14 protein-coding genes and 2 pseudogenes are annotated in these 17,310 nt (G+C 45.3%); 12 read left to right on the forward strand and 4 right to left on the reverse strand.

Going from position 1 to position 17,310, the window contains the following annotated elements; translation table 11 throughout:
* Positions 1 to 83 precede the first annotated feature (83 nt).
* On the forward strand, positions 84 to 707 hold the full coding sequence (locus ACYX4W_RS06460) for a gamma-glutamylcyclotransferase (protein WP_476075036.1): 624 nt from the start codon (positions 84 to 86) through the stop codon (positions 705 to 707).
* Positions 708 to 746: 39 nt separating this feature from the next.
* Positions 747 to 1,265 (forward strand): GNAT family N-acetyltransferase, encoded by a 519-nt coding sequence (locus tag ACYX4W_RS06465; protein WP_476075037.1) that lies wholly within the window; start codon positions 747 to 749, stop codon positions 1,263 to 1,265.
* Between the two features lie 56 nt (positions 1,266 to 1,321).
* Here the strand turns inward: ACYX4W_RS06465 and ACYX4W_RS06470 are convergent, their stop codons facing one another.
* Positions 1,322 to 1,930 carry a peptidylprolyl isomerase gene (locus ACYX4W_RS06470; protein WP_476075038.1) on the reverse strand — a complete coding sequence of 203 codons (609 nt, stop codon included), beginning with the start codon at positions 1,928 to 1,930 and terminating at the stop codon, positions 1,322 to 1,324.
* Between the two features lie 61 nt (positions 1,931 to 1,991).
* A complete protein-coding gene (locus ACYX4W_RS06475; protein ID WP_476075039.1) occupies positions 1,992 to 3,224 on the reverse strand; it encodes a methyltransferase in 1,233 nt (410 codons plus the stop codon).
* A gap of 305 nt (positions 3,225 to 3,529) precedes the next feature.
* On the opposite strand from ACYX4W_RS06475, the gene ACYX4W_RS06480 reads away from it, so the two are divergent.
* From ACYX4W_RS06480 to ACYX4W_RS06505, 6 genes are all read left to right on the forward strand, one after another.
* Entirely contained in the window at positions 3,530 to 4,183 is a 654-nt protein-coding gene (locus ACYX4W_RS06480; RefSeq protein WP_476075040.1) for an alpha-ketoglutarate-dependent dioxygenase AlkB family protein, read from the forward strand.
* A gap of 5 nt (positions 4,184 to 4,188) precedes the next feature.
* Entirely contained in the window at positions 4,189 to 4,509 is a 321-nt protein-coding gene (locus ACYX4W_RS06485) for a BolA family protein (protein ID WP_474808771.1), read from the forward strand.
* A gap of 32 nt (positions 4,510 to 4,541) precedes the next feature.
* Entirely contained in the window at positions 4,542 to 5,234 is a 693-nt protein-coding gene (locus ACYX4W_RS06490) for a phosphatase PAP2 family protein (RefSeq protein WP_476075041.1), read from the forward strand.
* 2 nt (positions 5,235 to 5,236) lie between these two features.
* Entirely contained in the window at positions 5,237 to 5,878 is a 642-nt protein-coding gene (locus ACYX4W_RS06495; protein ID WP_476075042.1) for a nucleotidyltransferase family protein, read from the forward strand.
* A gap of 375 nt (positions 5,879 to 6,253) precedes the next feature.
* Positions 6,254 to 6,736: a hypothetical protein gene (locus ACYX4W_RS06500; protein ID WP_476075043.1), complete on the forward strand. Its 483-nt coding sequence runs from the start codon at positions 6,254 to 6,256 to the stop codon at positions 6,734 to 6,736.
* Positions 6,729 to 6,932, forward strand: coding sequence for a helix-turn-helix transcriptional regulator (locus tag ACYX4W_RS06505; protein WP_014948230.1), 204 nt, complete (start codon positions 6,729 to 6,731; stop codon positions 6,930 to 6,932). The genes ACYX4W_RS06500 and ACYX4W_RS06505 overlap by 8 nt, the downstream gene beginning before the upstream one ends.
* Positions 6,933 to 7,034: 102 nt before the next feature.
* Here ACYX4W_RS06505 and ACYX4W_RS06510 read toward each other — a convergent pair whose 3' ends face one another.
* Both ACYX4W_RS06510 and ACYX4W_RS06515 read right to left on the reverse strand, forming a co-directional pair.
* Entirely contained in the window at positions 7,035 to 8,375 is a 1,341-nt protein-coding gene (locus ACYX4W_RS06510) for a nitrate- and nitrite sensing domain-containing protein (RefSeq protein ID WP_476075044.1), read from the reverse strand.
* Between the two features lie 307 nt (positions 8,376 to 8,682).
* Positions 8,683 to 8,970 (reverse strand): hypothetical protein, encoded by a 288-nt coding sequence (locus ACYX4W_RS06515; RefSeq protein WP_014948232.1) that lies wholly within the window; start codon positions 8,968 to 8,970, stop codon positions 8,683 to 8,685.
* A 445-nt stretch (positions 8,971 to 9,415) separates the two neighbouring features.
* Here ACYX4W_RS06515 and ACYX4W_RS06520 point away from each other — a divergent pair.
* The 4 genes and pseudogenes from ACYX4W_RS06520 to ACYX4W_RS06535 all read left to right on the forward strand — a co-directional run bounded on the left by ACYX4W_RS06520 (position 9,416) and on the right by ACYX4W_RS06535 (position 17,306).
* Positions 9,416 to 10,982, forward strand: a pseudogene (locus tag ACYX4W_RS06520) (SulP family inorganic anion transporter).
* 314 nt (positions 10,983 to 11,296) lie between these two features.
* A complete protein-coding gene (gene nirB, locus ACYX4W_RS06525; RefSeq protein WP_476075045.1) occupies positions 11,297 to 13,846 on the forward strand; it encodes a nitrite reductase large subunit NirB in 2,550 nt (849 codons plus the stop codon).
* A 77-nt stretch (positions 13,847 to 13,923) separates the two neighbouring features.
* Positions 13,924 to 14,292: a nitrite reductase small subunit NirD gene (gene nirD / locus ACYX4W_RS06530; protein ID WP_476075046.1), complete on the forward strand. Its 369-nt coding sequence runs from the start codon at positions 13,924 to 13,926 to the stop codon at positions 14,290 to 14,292.
* 88 nt (positions 14,293 to 14,380) lie between these two features.
* Positions 14,381 to 17,306: pseudogene (locus ACYX4W_RS06535) on the forward strand (nitrate reductase).
* Positions 17,307 to 17,310 lie beyond the last annotated feature (4 nt).

Below are 17,310 nucleotides of genomic sequence, written 5' to 3' on the forward strand. Positions count from 1 at the left end.
CAATTTTTTCTTAGGGCTATACAAAGTAAAGGTAAACAGCCCTAAAATAGTGACGATGAAGCAGCTATGAAGTAGAGGTGAAAATGAATGAGATAGCGAATTGGCTAAGTACGCAAACCGAACAACATATGGTTTTAGGTTACGGAAGCTTACTCAGCAAAGATAGTCGAGAGCGCTACTCGAACATTTTCACAAAAGGGATCCCTGTAACCGTAACAGGGTTCGAACGAGCTTGGGTGACGCGCAGTATTCACGAAGAGCAAACCTATGTAGGTGCCGTAGCCAACGCTCATAGCCAGCTGAACGCTCAGCTTATCCCCACGCAAATTAACCCCGCATTACAAGAACGCGAGAAAGACTATCGATTTGTGGAAGTTAGTCCTAAAGCGCTTAGTTTTCAACTTCACCAAGGTGAGGTAACAGACGCGTTAAATGAGCGATTGGCTCAGTTCACTTTCTGGATTTGTGAAACACTCGCCTGCGAGCCAGCAAGCGAAGCTTTTCCTGTTAGCCAAACCTATGTTGATACTTGTATAGCCGGTTGTTTAGAACACGGTGGCATTGAAGAAGCGGAGCGATTTGTAATACACACGTCGCTATGGGAACACCCAAGGATAAACGATAGAGCACAACCCAAATACCCACGTGCGGCAAAAGTAAATAATGAAACTATTGAGCATATAGACAGAATTCTAGCGAAGCGCTAGTTTTAGCAGTAACAAACGCCTTTAGGCAGAGAGTTTAGTGTGAATACTGAAGAATCAATTTTAACCTCGGATAGAATTACTTTAAGACCGCTCACGTTTGATGATCAACATTGGGTACTAGCATTACAGCAAGACGAGCTGTGGCTTAAGTACATTGGAAGTAAGAATGTAAACACATTAGATGACGCCTGCGACTACATTGGAAAAACCAATGCGCAACGAGAAGAGTGGGGTTACGGTTTACTTGCTGTTGAGTTAAATGACACTAAACAACCGTTAGGAGTTTGTGGGTTATTTAATCGCTTTGCATTTGAATGCCCAGACTTGGGCTTCGCCATGTTGCCTGAAGCAAGAGGAAGCGGCTTGTGCCACGAGGCATGCAAGAAGGTTATAGCTTGGGCTACTTCACAAGGGTATGGCTTTTTAACCGCTATGACGCACCCAGACAATAAGGCATCGCAAAAGCTATTGCAGCGACTAGGATTTAACAAGCAGGGCTTTTACTTCGACAAAACGTTCCCAAAACAGCATTTGTTTAGACTTGAGCTTCAGCCATAGATGAGCTCGCTCTATGGCTGAATGTCCAAAGCGTTTCGGCCAAAGCCGCTGCAACCTTAAAGCGGTGGTAAAACGGTCACTTTTTTAATAATGATTGGCTCAATGGGGACGTTATTGGCGTTAAGGCGAATTGAGTATTCAGTTTCTACTTCCGACATAGCATCAACAATATCTTCGCCTTCCACAATCACGCCGAACACTGCATAGCCCCAGTCTCTTCCTGGGTTTAAGCTGCTGTTATCGTTCACATTAAAGAAAAACTGTCGGTTCGCCGTATGTGGGTCATTTTGTCTTGCCATTGCAATGGTGTGTAGGTCGTTGGTTAAACCGTTACCTGACTCATTAAAAATATCGGGGAAGTTTGATTTGCCATTGAAGTCGGCCGTATAACCACCACCTTGCACAACAAAGCCGGGCACTATACGGTGAAAAATGGTGTCTTCGTAGGCGCGCTTGTCCACATAACGAAGAAAGTTATTTACCGTAATTGGCGCGCGTCTTCTGTCTAGCTCAACCACGATATCGCCCATGGTTGTTTCTATTTTCACCCGTGGGTAATAGTTATCGGGCTGAACCTGAGACCCATCGTCTTTTTTGGCCATAACCTGTGAACTGCTGCCAATCAGCATAACGGCGGTCATGATTGATAAAAGTATTTTCTTCATAAAAATGCCTTTAAATGTATTCCTTAGTTTGCGCACTTTCTTTATGCACTTTTCTTTGCGCTTAGCGTTTTGCAGTGCCTAAGATAACGAACTTTTTATCACTCGCAAGTACCTTAGCGCCACCAAACAGCTTTTTAAGTTTTATGTGGTAGTCAAGGTGTCTGTTACCAACCACCACCAAGTGACCACTTTTAATCAGTAATTCACGAGAATCAGTAAACATTTGCCATGCAATATGGTCGGTGATCACGTTTTGCTGATGAAAGGGAGGGTTACACAAAATCTTGGTAACAGCAGGTTTATTTTCACGATTTAAAAGTGTTTCTAAGCAGTTACTTGCAACAAACTCGCACTGGTCGATTTTATCCGGAAAGTTGTTTAGCACGTTGAGTCGGGCACTTTCCAACGCCATATAGGACTCGTCCACGAATATCACTTTGGCGTCAGGAGCGAGAGACAGCGCGTTTACACCTAGTACACCATTACCACAGCCTAAATCTACCACAACGTCATTGGCACTCACCGTCATGTGCTCAAGCATAATACGCGCGCCAATATCCAGCGACTGTCGAGCAAATGTGTTGGCAAGGTTATCGATAGTAAGCTCTGCGCCCATGGTGCTTTTACACTGCCAGCGCGTAGGATAGGGAGAGTCAGCGCGTTTTAGAGACTCACGAGGCGTTGCGAAAATAAGCCGAGATTTCTTTTTAGCAAGAGAGGTGGTTGTAGGGCCTATATATCGCTCAAACAAGTTAAGCACCGACTTCGTAATGGCCTTCACTTTGCCCGTTGCGACGATGCGAGTGCTAGTCGTAACATATTTTTGTATATCGATAAGCTGTTGTTCTAGCAAAGCGAGGGCGCGAGGGACTTTTATGACGATAAGGCTAGGTGCAGTTTCTGGTTTAAACGTTAAGCTTTCTACACTGGTTAACGTTTTAAGCTGTGCGGTCGCGAACTCACTTGTACTGTCATCTACTGATGCATTAAGTAACTTATTGGCTTTCAAGTTCTCAGACAGTGAACGCAACGAAATATAGGAATCAGACACCCAGTAAGGCGCTAAATGGGAAAACCAGCAGCCTAACGCACCAAAGTCATCATTGAAGATCATCATTGACCCATCATTCTCATCGCTGCCAACTGAGAGTGATGTTTCACTTAATAAAGTTTCGATGTGCTCAATAACAAGCTCATCTGCGCTATCCCATGCTTGAAGGCTTACATGCTGGTGCTTTTCAGGGTAGCGAATCAGCGAGAACTGGCGGTCGGCAAATATAAATTCTGTATTCATTGGGGTCTGTTTTTAGAGAAGGCTCAAAGCATTATCTACTAGGGAATGCTCATTCAGTTTACGTGCTAATCTCTATCTTATCATATCAACCACTTGGCTCTAGCGAATAACCCGTTATTCTTCAGTATTGAATGCACCTTGTATAAAACAGAATATTTTACGATGGCAGAGCAATCCGCACTGGAAAAGCATGCGTACTCATAGAAAACAAAGTGTTATAACACAAGCCCTACAGGGGCATTGGCACCGTCAATCGCTATCTAGATAGCGAGTACTAAATACCGAAGGAAGTCTCTCACTTACACATGCAATTTTCTCTGTTCGACACGGCTGAAGACAAGCGCACGTCTTATAAGCTCCCGTTAGTTGAAGGCGATGTCACTTATTTTTCTAACGCGCTATCGCAGGCTACTGCAGATACCTTTTTTACAAAACTGCAAGCAGAGCTACCCTGGCGTCAGGATACGATTAGGCTGTTTGGCAAGCCGGTAAAAATTCCTCGGCTTCAAAGCTGGCACGGCGATCCCGATTGTACGTACACCTATTCAAATTTAACCATGTCGCCGAACCCTTGGACAGAAAGTCTTGCAGACATTAAAGCGCGCTGTGAGCAACTGTGTGAAAAATCGTGCGCGTCACAGTACAAAGCAAGGTTCAACAGCGTGCTAGCCAACTGGTACCGTGATGGGCAAGACAGTATGAGCTTTCATTCCGATGATGAACCCGAGTTAGGCATCAACCCCGTGATTGCATCAGTTACATTAGGTGAGGCAAGACCCTTTGTTTTTAAGCATAAAGAAACAAAGGAAAAGCATACGCAGGTACTTGAACACGGTAGCGTATTGATTATGGCAGGCGCGACACAAAGCCATTATGTGCACGGTATTGCAAAGACGGCTAAGCCTATCGGTGGTAGAATTAATCTTACATTTCGACATCTTATTCAAAGAGCAAGGTAAGCCAAATGCAAGTAAAAGCGTTTCTAGAAACTACGATTGAAGCGGCACTTAGCCCTAGTTATCTCGAGGTTGTAGATGAAAGCTTCATGCACAATGTGCCAGACGGCGCGCAGAGTCACTTTAAAGTTACCGTTGTGAGCGACGCCTTTGAAGGTAAGCGTTTAATAGCAAGGCACAGAGAAATTAACGGGCTTGCGGCAGAAGCGCTGCAGGGGCCTGTTCACGCTTTGGCGCTTCACACGTATACACCGGCCGAGTGGGAAGCGAGAGGTGGAGAGGCGCTAGCATCACCTAACTGTCTTGGCGGCAGCAAGCACGATAAGTAGCACCCTCAATCGTACTAAATGGAAGTAGAAACATGACAAGCAGTAAAAACACAAAAAATGGCGCCGTCGCCGATTATCTAAGCATGATAAAAACACCCGCTATTCAGGTTTTACTACTTGGGACAGGCTTTTTGTTAATGATGCTGTTTGTTTACATGGGCGTTTTAACGTCATTTGATAATGCAGTGTTTAACACAATTAGCGAGCTAGGCAATGTGTCGGGGTGGAAGCGTGATGTGCTTAGAGATACCACAGCGCTAGGTAGCAATACGGTACTAATTTTTGTCGTGGCAGCAGTTGCTGGTGCTTTGGGTATGGCGGGAGAGAAGAAAAAGGCCATTACCTTTATTATTGCCGTTGCGGCGGGAATTGCGATGACTTTTCTACTTAAAGCGGGGATCGACAGACCGCGTCCATCGCTGAACATGCAACATGTTGATGTGTATACCCAAAGTTTCCCTTCGGCTCACGCCACACTATCAACCCTTGTTTACTTTTATGTGGCTCATTTGCTTACACATTTAACGCAAAGTACGCGGGTACGAATATGGATATACCTTGCGACTACTCTGCTGGTATTTTGCATTGGCCTTAGCCGTGTCTTACTGGGCGTGCACTGGCCTAGTGATATTATCGCAGGCTGGTTTGCTGGTGGAAGCATGGCTGCATTTTGCTTTTACGTGATTAAGTGGAAGCGAAAACTGCGTATTAAAGACAAAGGTTAAGTGTGCAAGAACTCAAACGGCTTGGTGATATTATCAAGCGGGATCCTTTCAGAATGGATTGCCTTCATGCCTTGCGGTCGCTCGATTTACCACAAGGCTACATAGGTGCAGGGTTTTTACGAAATGCAATATGGGATGAGTTGCATGAAAGGGGTAAACCAACGCCGCTTAACGATATCGATGTGATTTACTTTAGCGATGAAATCACAGTATCTCAGAATGTTGCAGTAGCCCAGACTTCAACAGAACCAGCATTTCAACAACAAGAACACTCACGAATAACTGCAGCCGCTAAATCAGAAATAAAAAATCAAGAAAAAGCCATTGAACGCCAGTTAACCCAAATAATGCCCCAAGCTAATTGGCAGGTGAAAAACCAAGCACGTATGCACTTAACTCACGGGCACTCTCCCTATAAAAGCAGTCACGAAGCCATTTCATATTGGATAGAGCGTGAGACATGCGTAGCAATTCGCTTATTAGCGAATGATGATTTAGACGTGCTTGCACCATTTGGCCTAGTTGCAAATTTTGCCGGCACCATAAGTATAAACCCCCAATATCCAAGACCCGAAGTTTTTAAACAGCGACTTGCTTCTAAGAATTGGCTTACTGTTTGGCCTTCGCTGACAGTTCAGAAATAACTGGAAAACAGTACGTACTTGTAAGAATCGGCACGCAATGTTTGAGACTATACTTTAGTTAATCAAAGCCATAATAAACATTCTTCTGCACAACAATTCGTTGTTCCTCTGCTTTTATACCAGCAGCAAAGCATTACTCAATAACCATTTTATCTCGGTATTTCCTTTGTACCTATCATCCATAAAGTTACGAAAGAGCGCTGTCACAGTAAACGCGTAACACTTGAATTGCACAAAAAACTTGCACTTGTGTAACCTTTGGTTATTATTGATACCTATGGGTTACATATGACCCGTTTAGGTATCAAACGAGACACTAAAACGCAGTGAGCTTAATACGGCATCAATGCGCCGTTAATAATAAGGAATTTAAAAATGGCAACATCAATTTTAGTAACACCAGAGACGGAGCAAGAGTATTTAACAATAACTGGAAAAGTTAGTATTTGCCTTGCTCTTATTGTACTAAGTAAGGCAGCGTTGGCTGTGGTCAACGACACTGGCTCAGTGGTTAACTTACTACTAGATCTGATAGCAGCGGCAAGTGCGATTTACTGCGTTGTTTTATCAGTTAAAACGATGAAATTCACAAAAAATATATCGCGTTTGGGTTATTGGACACTGAAATTTAACGATGAGTATGTGGACTATGTCAGTTCGTTTAGCTTGCGCATTACCTGTCACATCATGTTATTTGGTGCGTTGGTTCTTGCTTTTTGGGGCGACAGCAGATGGTTTGTAGATCTCATAGCCCCCTTTGAGATCACCAATGCTCTTCAAGTCTTGCTCGGTGTAGCCGCGGCTGCGCATGGAACATCCATTTTATGGAAGCTGCGTGAGGAAGACCTAGATGAATGAAGATTTAGATAACCACATTCATAAGCTACGATTGCAACACAAAATATCTCAGCAAGAATTAGCTGACGCTATTGGTGTTTCCAGGAAGACTATTAGCACAGTAGAAACCGGACGCTTTACACCATCGGTAGTTATTGCTCTAAAAATTGCCGAATATTTTGCCATTCCAGTTGAGCAAGTATTCGCACTTAAGTAAATAGGTAGCGTTATGTTGGAATTATAGTGTAGTGATTGTCATATTAGATAGCGCTGCATTATACGGTTGAATTAGTACGTCTGAATTAGTACGAGCCGGAATTTATCTTCTGGCCGAGTTTTTCGATGCAATATCAACGATTTTAGCGGAAATAGCCGCTATGGTCGTATTTTCGCTCATAGCTTGTTTTTGTAGTCGGCGATACGCGTTGTTTTCGCTTAGTCCAAATTGTTCCATTACTACCAGCTTTGCTCGGCTTATCAGCTTCTGCTCTTGAATTGCACGTTTAGCTTCTTCAAGCTCTCGTCCCATGTCTTCTATATGCTGGGCTTGTGAACGCAGTAAGTCGTAAAAAGAGCGGTGGGCCGATAAGGTTTTAGTCTGCTCATTGAGTGACAGCGTTTTAATTTCGTCTTCTTTAGTGTCTTCCGCAAGACCTGGCATACTGGGATCAAACAATAAGGTGAGCGGCGAGCCATCATTAGCGTGCTCATCGTTAAAGCGCGTAAGCAACTGTTGATGATTGGCCATTTCATTTTTTGCATTGGCAACTTTACTGTTAGCTTGCTGTGTTAAAGCTTCGGTCAGTGCTACCTCAATACCCTGCATTGCATCTATACGACGGGTCGCTACATCGAACCAAACTTCTGATATTTCACCGGCAATGGGGCTGCCGTCTCCAAGCTGCGCGATCATATTTCTAAGCTGTGCAATATCTATTGCGGCAGGGCTTTTATTTAAAGCATCCAATGCGTCCTTATGCGGCTCACAGCTAAACTCACCGAATATATTAAAGTGATGTTCTTGGGCTTGTTGAAGCGCAGCAAGCTTTTCACATAAACGCGCGTCGAAATGGGTTTCTGCAAAACCAATTGCTCCCCACGCACGTTCTTGCCCAGCATACTCTTTGGCCTGCATGAAGTTGAACAAAGCAACCAGCAAACGGGTAATGGTTGGGTCGCTTGCTATATCTGCTGCTTCAAAAATGACAGTAAGTAAACTTGCCACTAAGCGGCTGTAGGCTCGTGTTGATTCCAGTGGCGTTAGCTGCTGCTTACTGACTTGTTCTCTTAAGCGTGGCAGATAGTCTGTCGCCTGCATGGCTAAAGTAATACTGCTTAATAGACGCGGGTTGCCAGAGGTAATTTCATCGGTTAAGTAAAGAGACTTCAAATGGCTTTTTAGCATTGACTCTGCTTGTTCACTAGCACTGACATACTGCATTCGCTCAACTTGGTAGCGCTCGGCTTTAGACGCAAGAAAGATATTGCTGGCTCCGCGCTCTTTTTGCAGTTCATGTATAAGCTCACGAACCGCAATAACAATACGACAGTTACTAGAAAGCTGTTCTAACACAGTGATTTCTGCGTGTTTTGCGGCCAGCAAAAAACGTTTGGTCGCATCGCTACAAAGCGCAATGGTTTGTTCAGGTTCGTGTAGCATAAGAGGCCCTGCTAAATGTTGGTTTACGCAATTCGCTTTTTTATTGACAGTTTTTTTGCGAAGTATTGCTTTAAAGCACGTTGAATTAAGCAACACTTATGCCCTGTTTATCAGAATGGAGTTAGGCAAAGCCTGGATGGGGGAGTAATGCGCCGAATGCTTAACAGGCGTGACTTTTATAGGTGTTAAGCAAAATTAATTACTATTTGATGAGTTAAAAATGACGGGCACTTTAGGAGAGAGCGCAAGCGGTATTGCACTTTAGTGGTGCAACCCGCCTGTAGATAGTTGTATTTAATTTTATAAGCTAGTTTCGAACCACGCGGAGAAACCAACCGACAAAGAGAGAAATCAAGAAGCCGAAGAAGGCAATCATAGTAGTAATGGTAAGCATCTGTCCTGAGAAGTCTGCATTTTCCCCGGTATGTTCGCTTACAAGCATTCCAGAAGCCTTGAAGATAAACAGAGCCGCAACAGAAAATAGTAAGATAACGGCGGTAGACATAATGGTGGCTTTCCAATAAGCCTTTGGCGACATCCAATGAATAGCGCCTGCAACTAGCACGCACAAAATGGTAAGAATATAAGGTACCACGTAAACTCCTCGTTAAATAAGACCTATGCTTTACATCATTGCCACATCATTAAGTGCAAATTAGCGCGAAGTAGCGGGCCAATAATACGAGCTAATGCTACGGGCTCCTGCTAAGAGCTAAGCGCAACGATGGGCTAGGTTAATAAAATACTGCAATACGATGCCACGTAAGATGCCTTTTGTCAGCAAAGGCCCCAAAATTTAGCGCATCTGAAACTAAACCAAGAAGCGGCGTTAACAAGAAACTAAATGGCTTTTGCTTTTGTTGTCTTGCCGCTGCCCCCTCTGAACTGTGTTTGTGCGTCAGTAACAATCTATTAAAAGATTTTAAGCTACAATGGTGGTAGAATCGCCGAAAAATCATCCTGCCTACTTGGTGTACTGCTATCACGCGGTTTACGCCACGGTGGGTTGTTGTGTTTAACATCTTAGCTTCTGAGAGAACATGTTCGATTTAATTACCAGTAAAGACAGCAACGTTAAGAACGACGTGCTATCAGGTATTACAGTGGCACTAGCCCTGGTCCCTGAAGCCGTCGCATTTGCATTTGTAGCCGGCGTAGAACCAATGATTGGTCTATACGCGGCCTTCATGATGGGCTTGATCACTTCGGCTATTGGTGGCCGTCCAGGAATGATTTCTGGTGCTACTGGCGCTATGGCCGTTGTAATGGTGGCACTGGTTGCCCAACACGGCGTGCAATATCTATTCGCCGCGGTTATTTTAGCCGGCTTACTGCAAATTATGTGCGGTATATTCAAGCTCGGTAAGTTTATTCGTTTAGTGCCATATCCGGTAATGCTTGGCTTTGTAAACGGTCTTGCAATCGTTATTTTCTTAGCTCAGTTAGGCCAGTTTAAAGTGACTAACGCTGCTGGAGAACTGCAGTGGATGGAAGGTACGCTGCTGTACTGGATGCTAGGGCTCGTGGCGTTAACCATGGCCATCATCTATTTACTGCCTAAGCTCACGAAGGCTGTTCCTGCGTCGCTAGTAGCGATTGTTACGGTAACAGCATTAGTACACGGCCTCGACTTAGAAGCACGTACGGTAATCGACTTTGTTCGCGATTTGCTACCAGTCTGACCAGCGCGACACCGCGACGCTAGCGGGTGAACTTCCTAGCTTCGCTATTCCTATGGTGCCCTTCACCTGGGAAACTTTCATGATAGTACTACCAACCTCAGTGATTCTTTGTTTGGTGGGTCTTATTGAATCGCTTCTTACTCTTTCATTAATTGATGAAATGACCGATACCCGTGGTCGTGGTAATAAAGAGTGTGTTGGTCAGGGCGTTGCAAATACCGTTAACGGTTTCTTTGGCGGTATGGGCGGTTGTGCCATGATTGGTCAAAGCATGATCAATATAAACTCTGGCGGCCGTGGTCGCTTATCCGGTATTACTGCCGCACTTGTACTATTGGGCTTCATTCTATTTGCCGCACCGCTTATTGAAATGATCCCGCTTGCTGCTCTTGTTGGCGTAATGTTCGTAGTGGTAATCGCTACCTTCGAGTGGGCCTCATTCAGAATTATTCGCGGCGTAAACAAAGAAGATGCCTTTGTGCTCTTCCTTGTGACAGGCGTTACCGTTATTGCTGACCTTGCTATTGCGGTAGTTGTGGGGGTTATCGTTTCCGCCCTTGTGTTTGCATGGAAACACGCCCGTCATATCGAAGCGAAGTCGCACATTGATAACGACGGCTGGAAAGTCTATGAACTAGACGGCCCGCTTTTCTTTGGCTCGGTATCGCATTTCAAAGACTTGTTTGATATCGCTAACGACCCACAGGATGTAGTTATCGATTTTAAAGACTCTCGTATCTGGGATTCATCAGGTATCGACGCACTAGATACCCTTGCAGATAAATATGAAGAGCAAGGTAAGAAACTACACATTCGTCATATCAGCGATGAGTGTCGCTCACTGCTTCGCAAGGCCGACAAATTTGTTGAAATTAACGTAGTTGAAGACCCTCGCTATCGAGTAGCAACGGATAAATTAGCCTAATTTATTTGATACCGCTTGATGCACCAAGTGAACACAGATTTGCGTTTGTTTGGTGCAGTTGTGAAGTCTGAATAATGCTTATTTTGTAGTAAATCAAATAAAAACAATTGTTTACGGTTTTGGCACTGAACTTGGATAGCTATAAACGTAAAGTGTGTTTTGGTGATTTGTGTCAATCGCTGAAAATTGTGTGATTTATAACACTCCGTAAAATGTGTTAGCCGACCTAATCCGTTGGCAAAATAGGCAACGAAGCCCGCATCAACGAAAGTTGAAGCGGGCTTTTTTTTTTGTCCCGAAAAAAGGGGAATACCATGACTTCATTGGACTCAAAAACGCAAATTGTCGTCGTAGGCAACGGCATGGTGGGGCATCATTTTGTTGAGCAGCTTCACCAAAGCGATGCCAATGTAGAAATAACCGTTTTATGTGGCGAGTCTCGCCTCGCATACGACCGCGTTTATCTGTCATCATTTTTTAGTGGCGCTAGTGCTGATGACCTAGCGCTTACTACACCCGCTCAGTACGCCGAATGGGGCGTAAACGTAGTCACCAATGCCTTAGTGACCGATATTGACCGTGACAATAATAAAGTGACGACTTCTGAAGGGCAGGTGTTTAGCTACGATAAGCTTGTGTTAGCTACGGGCTCATACCCATTTGTGCCACCCATCCCTGGCAACGACCAAGAGCATTGCTTAGTGTACCGCACCATAGACGATCTACTCGCTATTGAAGCGTCAGCAGCAGTGAGCAAAGTAGGGGTTGTTGTTGGTGGTGGGCTGTTGGGTTTAGAAGCCGCTAACGCATTAAAGCAAGCTGGGCTAGACACTCACGTGGTCGAATTTGCGCCACAGCTTATGGCGGTGCAGCTAGACCAAGCCGGTGGTACCGTACTTAAAGACAAAATTGAAGATTTAGGCGTAACCGTTCATACCCAAAAAGCAACCCAAACTATTGAAGCTGGTGATACATGCCGCTATAAAATGGTATTTGCAGACGGCACTGCGCTAGAAACTGACATGATTTTATTTTCTGCCGGTATTCGACCTTCCGACCAGCTCGGCAGAAAGTCAGCGCTAACATTGGGTGAGCGCGGCGGTATTGTCATTGATAATCACTGCGTGACGTCTGACCCAAACATTTACGCGGTGGGCGAATGTGCGCTGTGGGATAACAAAATCTTTGGCCTGGTAGCACCGGGCTATACCATGGCGCGCACAGCTGTAAGTCATATAACCGGCGGCGATGCCGAGTTCGCTGGCGCAGATATGAGTACCAAACTCAAGCTAATGGGTGTGGAAGTGGGCTCAATTGGCGATGCTCATGAACGCACAGCCGGTGCGCTTAGCTACACCTATTTAAATCAGCCAGAAGGCGTGTACAAAAAGCTGGTGGTAGATAGCGAGCAAAAGTACGTGCTTGGTGCTGTACTCGTTGGCGATACCAGCGACTACGACACGCTATTACAATATGCGCTTAACAGCATCGAATTACCTGAACACCCAGAAAGCCTGATTTTGCCATCTTCTGATGCTGCACCAGCATTAGGTGCCGATGCACTTCCAGACACAGCCTCTATTTGTTCATGCCTAAACGTGACTAAGGGCGACATTGTTTCAGCTATTGAAGGTGGCTGTTGCAGCGTTGGCGATGTAAAAGGTGAAACTAAAGCCAGTACTGGTTGTGGAGGCTGTGCCGCACTACTTAAAAACGTAGTAGATAGCGAGCTTGAAAAGCGCGGTGTTGAAGTATCAAAAGCGATTTGTGAGCACTTCAATTACACCCGACAAGAGCTGTTTCACATTGTTAAGGTAAACGGCATTCGCACCTTCGACGAGCTACTTGAACAGCATGGTGAAGGTTTAGGTTGTGAAATTTGTAAGCCTGCTGTGGGTTCTATTCTGGCATCAGTTTATAACGACTACATCCTAAAAGCTTCACATCTTCCTATACAAGACACCAACGATATCTACCTTGGCAACATGCAAAAAGATGGCACGTATTCCGTTGTACCGCGTGTACCTGGTGGCGAAATAACGCCTGAGAAGTTGATTTTACTAGGTGAAGTGGCAAAAGAATACAACTTGTACACCAAGATCACGGGGGGTCAGCGCATTGATTTATTTGGCGCGCGCGTAGAGCACTTACCTGATATCTGGGAAAAACTCGTCGCTGGCGGTTTTGAAACCGGCCACGCTTACGCGAAGGCCCTGCGTACTGTGAAATCGTGCGTGGGAAGTACATGGTGTCGCTACGGTGTGCAGGACTCAGTAGGCACGGCTATTGACTTAGAAAACCGATACAAAGGCCTACGTGCACCGCACAAAATCAAATTTGCCGTATCGGGGTGTACTCGTGAGTGTGCAGAGGCTCAAAGCAAAGACATTGGTGTTATCGCTACCGAGCAAGGCTGGAACCTGTATGTTTGCGGGAATGGCGGCATGAAGCCTCGACATGCAGACCTGTTTGCCACCGACCTAGATACCGAAACACTTATTAAGTACATCGACCGCGTGCTGATGTTTTACGTGAAAACGGCTGATCGCCTACAGCGCACATCGGTGTGGATGGACAACTTAGAAGGTGGGTTAGCTTACTTGCAAGACGTTGTGATAAACGATGCTCTTGGCATTAATGGTGAGCTTGAAGCACAGATGGATGCTGTGGTTGATGCTTATCAGTGCGAATGGAAAACCACCATTGAAAACCCTGAGTCGCGTAAGCGTTTCCGTCAATTTGTAAACAGTAGTGCCAGCGACACCAATATTCAGTTTGTTTCAGAGCGGGGGCAGGTTCGTCCAGCTACTGAAGCTGAAAAAGTAGCAGGGAAAGATCAGTTTATTCCCGTCTCTATGGTGTAGTTCACAAAATTAATGGTGTAGCCACTGATTTAATGGTGTAGCCACTGGCTTATCAACCTTGTTAGGAGATACAAATTATGACAGCTGCGCAAAACGTAATAGCGTCGGAACAGGCAGTGCAATGGCACCTTGTTTGTGAGACGAAGGACCTAGTGACAAACAGCGGCGTTTGCGTCCTTGTTGACTCACAGCAAATAGCGCTTTTCTGCTTGAAAATAAAGGGCGAAACAAAGGTTTTCGCCATTAGTAACTACGACCCTATTGGTAAAGCAAACGTACTTTATCGCGGGCTTTTGGGGTCGATAGGCGGTGCGCCAGTTGTCGCTTCGCCGTTGTACAAAGAGCATTACTTTTTAGAAACAGGGCTGTGTAAAGAACACGATGATGTTTCCGTCACGGCTTATCCTGTGAAGGTAGAAGGCGAGAAGGTTTTTGTAGGCATTTAAGTAAACTGACCCTATTTGAATGCCCACATGAATAGAGTCTTCTTGCAAAAACGCATTCAATTATTTCGAAATCGAAAAAGGTAATGAAATGAATATGGCTACACGACAACCCGACATGATGTCTGAACAATTAAGACAAACAACATGCCCATACTGCGGCGTAGGGTGTGGTGTAGATATCAGTTGCAACGTTAGCAAGCGTGCCACAACCCTGGACACTGTTAAAGGCACGCCAGAGCATCCCGCCAATTATGGAAGATTGTGTGTTAAAGGAACAAACCTGCTTGAAACAAACGACCTAAATGGACGTTTGCTTCACCCAACCATAGCAGGTCAATCGGTGGATTGGGACACGGCCACCGATGTGATTGCGGATAAGATCACATCTACCATTGCGCAGTATGGCGCGGATGCCGTTGCTTTTTATGTTTCAGGCCAGCTTCTTACTGAAGACTACTACATTGCCAATAAGCTTATGAAAGGTTATATCGGCAGTGCCAATATAGATACCAACTCTCGACTTTGCATGTCATCAGCGGTAGCTGCTTATAAGCGCGCCTTTGGTGAAGACGTGGTGCCTTGCGATTACACCGACTTAGAGTGTACAGATTTATTGGTAATTACGGGAAGTAATACGGCGTGGGCCCATCCTGTGCTTTTTCAGCGCATTCAGCGAGCAAAGCTGAAAAACCCAAATATGAAGGTCATCGTTGTCGACCCGCGCAAAACTGAAACCTGTACGATAGCCGACTTACACCTTCCTATAAAACCAGGTAGCGATGTTGCGCTGTTTAATGGCTTACTTAGCTATGCAGACGCACAAGGTAGAATAGATAGAACCACCGTCGAAACCTATGCCGAGGGGCTTGATGAAGCGCTTGAAAGTACAAGTGGCTTAACGCTGGATGACGTGGCTAGCGTATGCGATATAGAAAAAAGCAAGGTTAAGGCTTTTTTCGACGCATTCTGTCAAGCATCCAGCGCCATTACTTTTTATTCTATGGGCGTTAATCAGTCTTCCGCTGGCGTAGATAAAGCCCAAGCCATTATTAACTGCCACCTGGCTACAGATTTAATTGCCAAAGACGGTTGTGGTCCGTTTTCTATCACAGGTCAGCCTAATGCCATGGGGGGGCGTGAAGTTGGTGGCTTAGCTAACATGCTAGCTGCCCACATGGATTTAGAAAACCCTGAGCATATCGAAGCAGTAAAGGCCTACTGGCATGCACCCGTTATGCCCAAAGGTCAGGGGCTAAAAGCTGTAGACCTCTTTAACGCAATAGAGAGTGGCAAGGTTAAATTCGTTTGGATAATGGGGACTAACCCTGTTGTCAGTATGCCCAATCGCGGCCAAGTTGAGCGCGCACTTTCAAAATGTGACATGGTGGTGGTGTCTGATATTGTTGAATCTAACGATACGCTTAACTACGCCCACATTGCCCTTCCTGCCACAGGGTGGTCGGAAAAAGACGGCACAGTGACAAACTCAGAGCGCCGTATATCACGTCAGCGCGGCATATTGCCCCCGCCTGGAAATTCAAAACACGATTGGCAAATCATGTGCGACGTGGCGGCTAAAATGGGTTTTGGCGAGGCATTTAGCTTTACTCATCCGTCGCAAATATTCTGCGAATACGCTGGCTTAACTGGCTATCACAATAATGGCAAACGCCAGTTAGACTTATCACCTTTGCAAATGCTAAGTGAAGCGCAGTACAACGCTCTATCACCTATCCAGTGGCCTTTTCAGAGCGCGGTTTTGAATACTCCCTCATCCGGTACCAAGCTTAACGCAAACACTAAGCCCAACCTTATCAGTAAGCGTCCTTTTGAAGATAAGCAGTTTTCGACGCCTAGCGGTAAGGCTAAACTGATTCCCGTAACCTATAAAGCTCCACTGCAGGTTACTTCAGATGCATACCCTTTTGTCGTTAACAGCGGTCGAGACTCGAGATCAATGGCATACCATGACGCGCACGGGTAAAGCCGCAAAGTTACTCGCCCATATGCCGAGCGCCTCTGTCTACATAAACCCAAAAGACGCTGCTGAGTTAGGTGTTGCAAATAATGACCTCGTTTCTTTGGCAAGTGCGGTGTGTCAAGACGCCCCAGCTATCTATCCGGTAAAAACAGATGCGGACATGCGCAAAAAAGAAGTGTTTATACCCATACACTGGTCGGCGCAATGGGGTTCTCACAGTAAGCTAGGCGCACTTTACGCGAGCGCGGTAGACCCAATTTCAGGTCAGCCCGAACTAAAACACGCTGCAGTGGCTATTGCACCTGTACGTTACGCTACGTATGGGAAACTTTTTTTATCATCAAAGATACAGTCGTCACACGACTCCAAAACAAACATTGATAATCCCAGCATCGATAATCCAATCATTGATAATCCCAGCATCAATAATCAGGAAGCGCTAAAGAAAGTATGTGATTACTGGAATAAAACACCGCTTGAGGCCGAAGGCGCTACATCAAGCGGAAGTAGTTCTGAAGAAGCACTATCAGTATTAAACGTAGCGTCGAACAAAGGACGTCGAGAATTTACTCAAAGCTTGATACCACAGTTACCGCAAAACGCGGTGCTATTACAGTTTCACCATCACACTTTTTCAGTATGCCTTGCGCTTGTCGATGACCTACTGTGCTTCGCCGCATTTCTGGGCGATGAGCCAGAAAAAACAGGCTCGGCTCATGTGGCGGCACAGACAAAAAGCACTTGGTCAGTTCCGAATGCGTGGCTTGCCAGCCTATTAAATACGGCGATTTCTACTGAGTCACAACGCAATTTATTGCGAGGACAAGTGGATGACGCATTTCTAAAAGGCGATGTAGTTTGTAGCTGTTTTGAAGTACGTGAAAAGACGATTACAGATGCCATCACCAAAGGCTGTTTATCGGTAAGCGAACTTGGTAAGCAGTTAAAATGCGGCACTAACTGTGGTTCTTGCAAGCCCGCCTTGTCCGAGCTTATAGACAAGCATTTAGTTATAGAAACCCAATCTGTTTAGGAGC

The organism is Alteromonas sp. ABH4_454 (assembly GCF_056311775.1).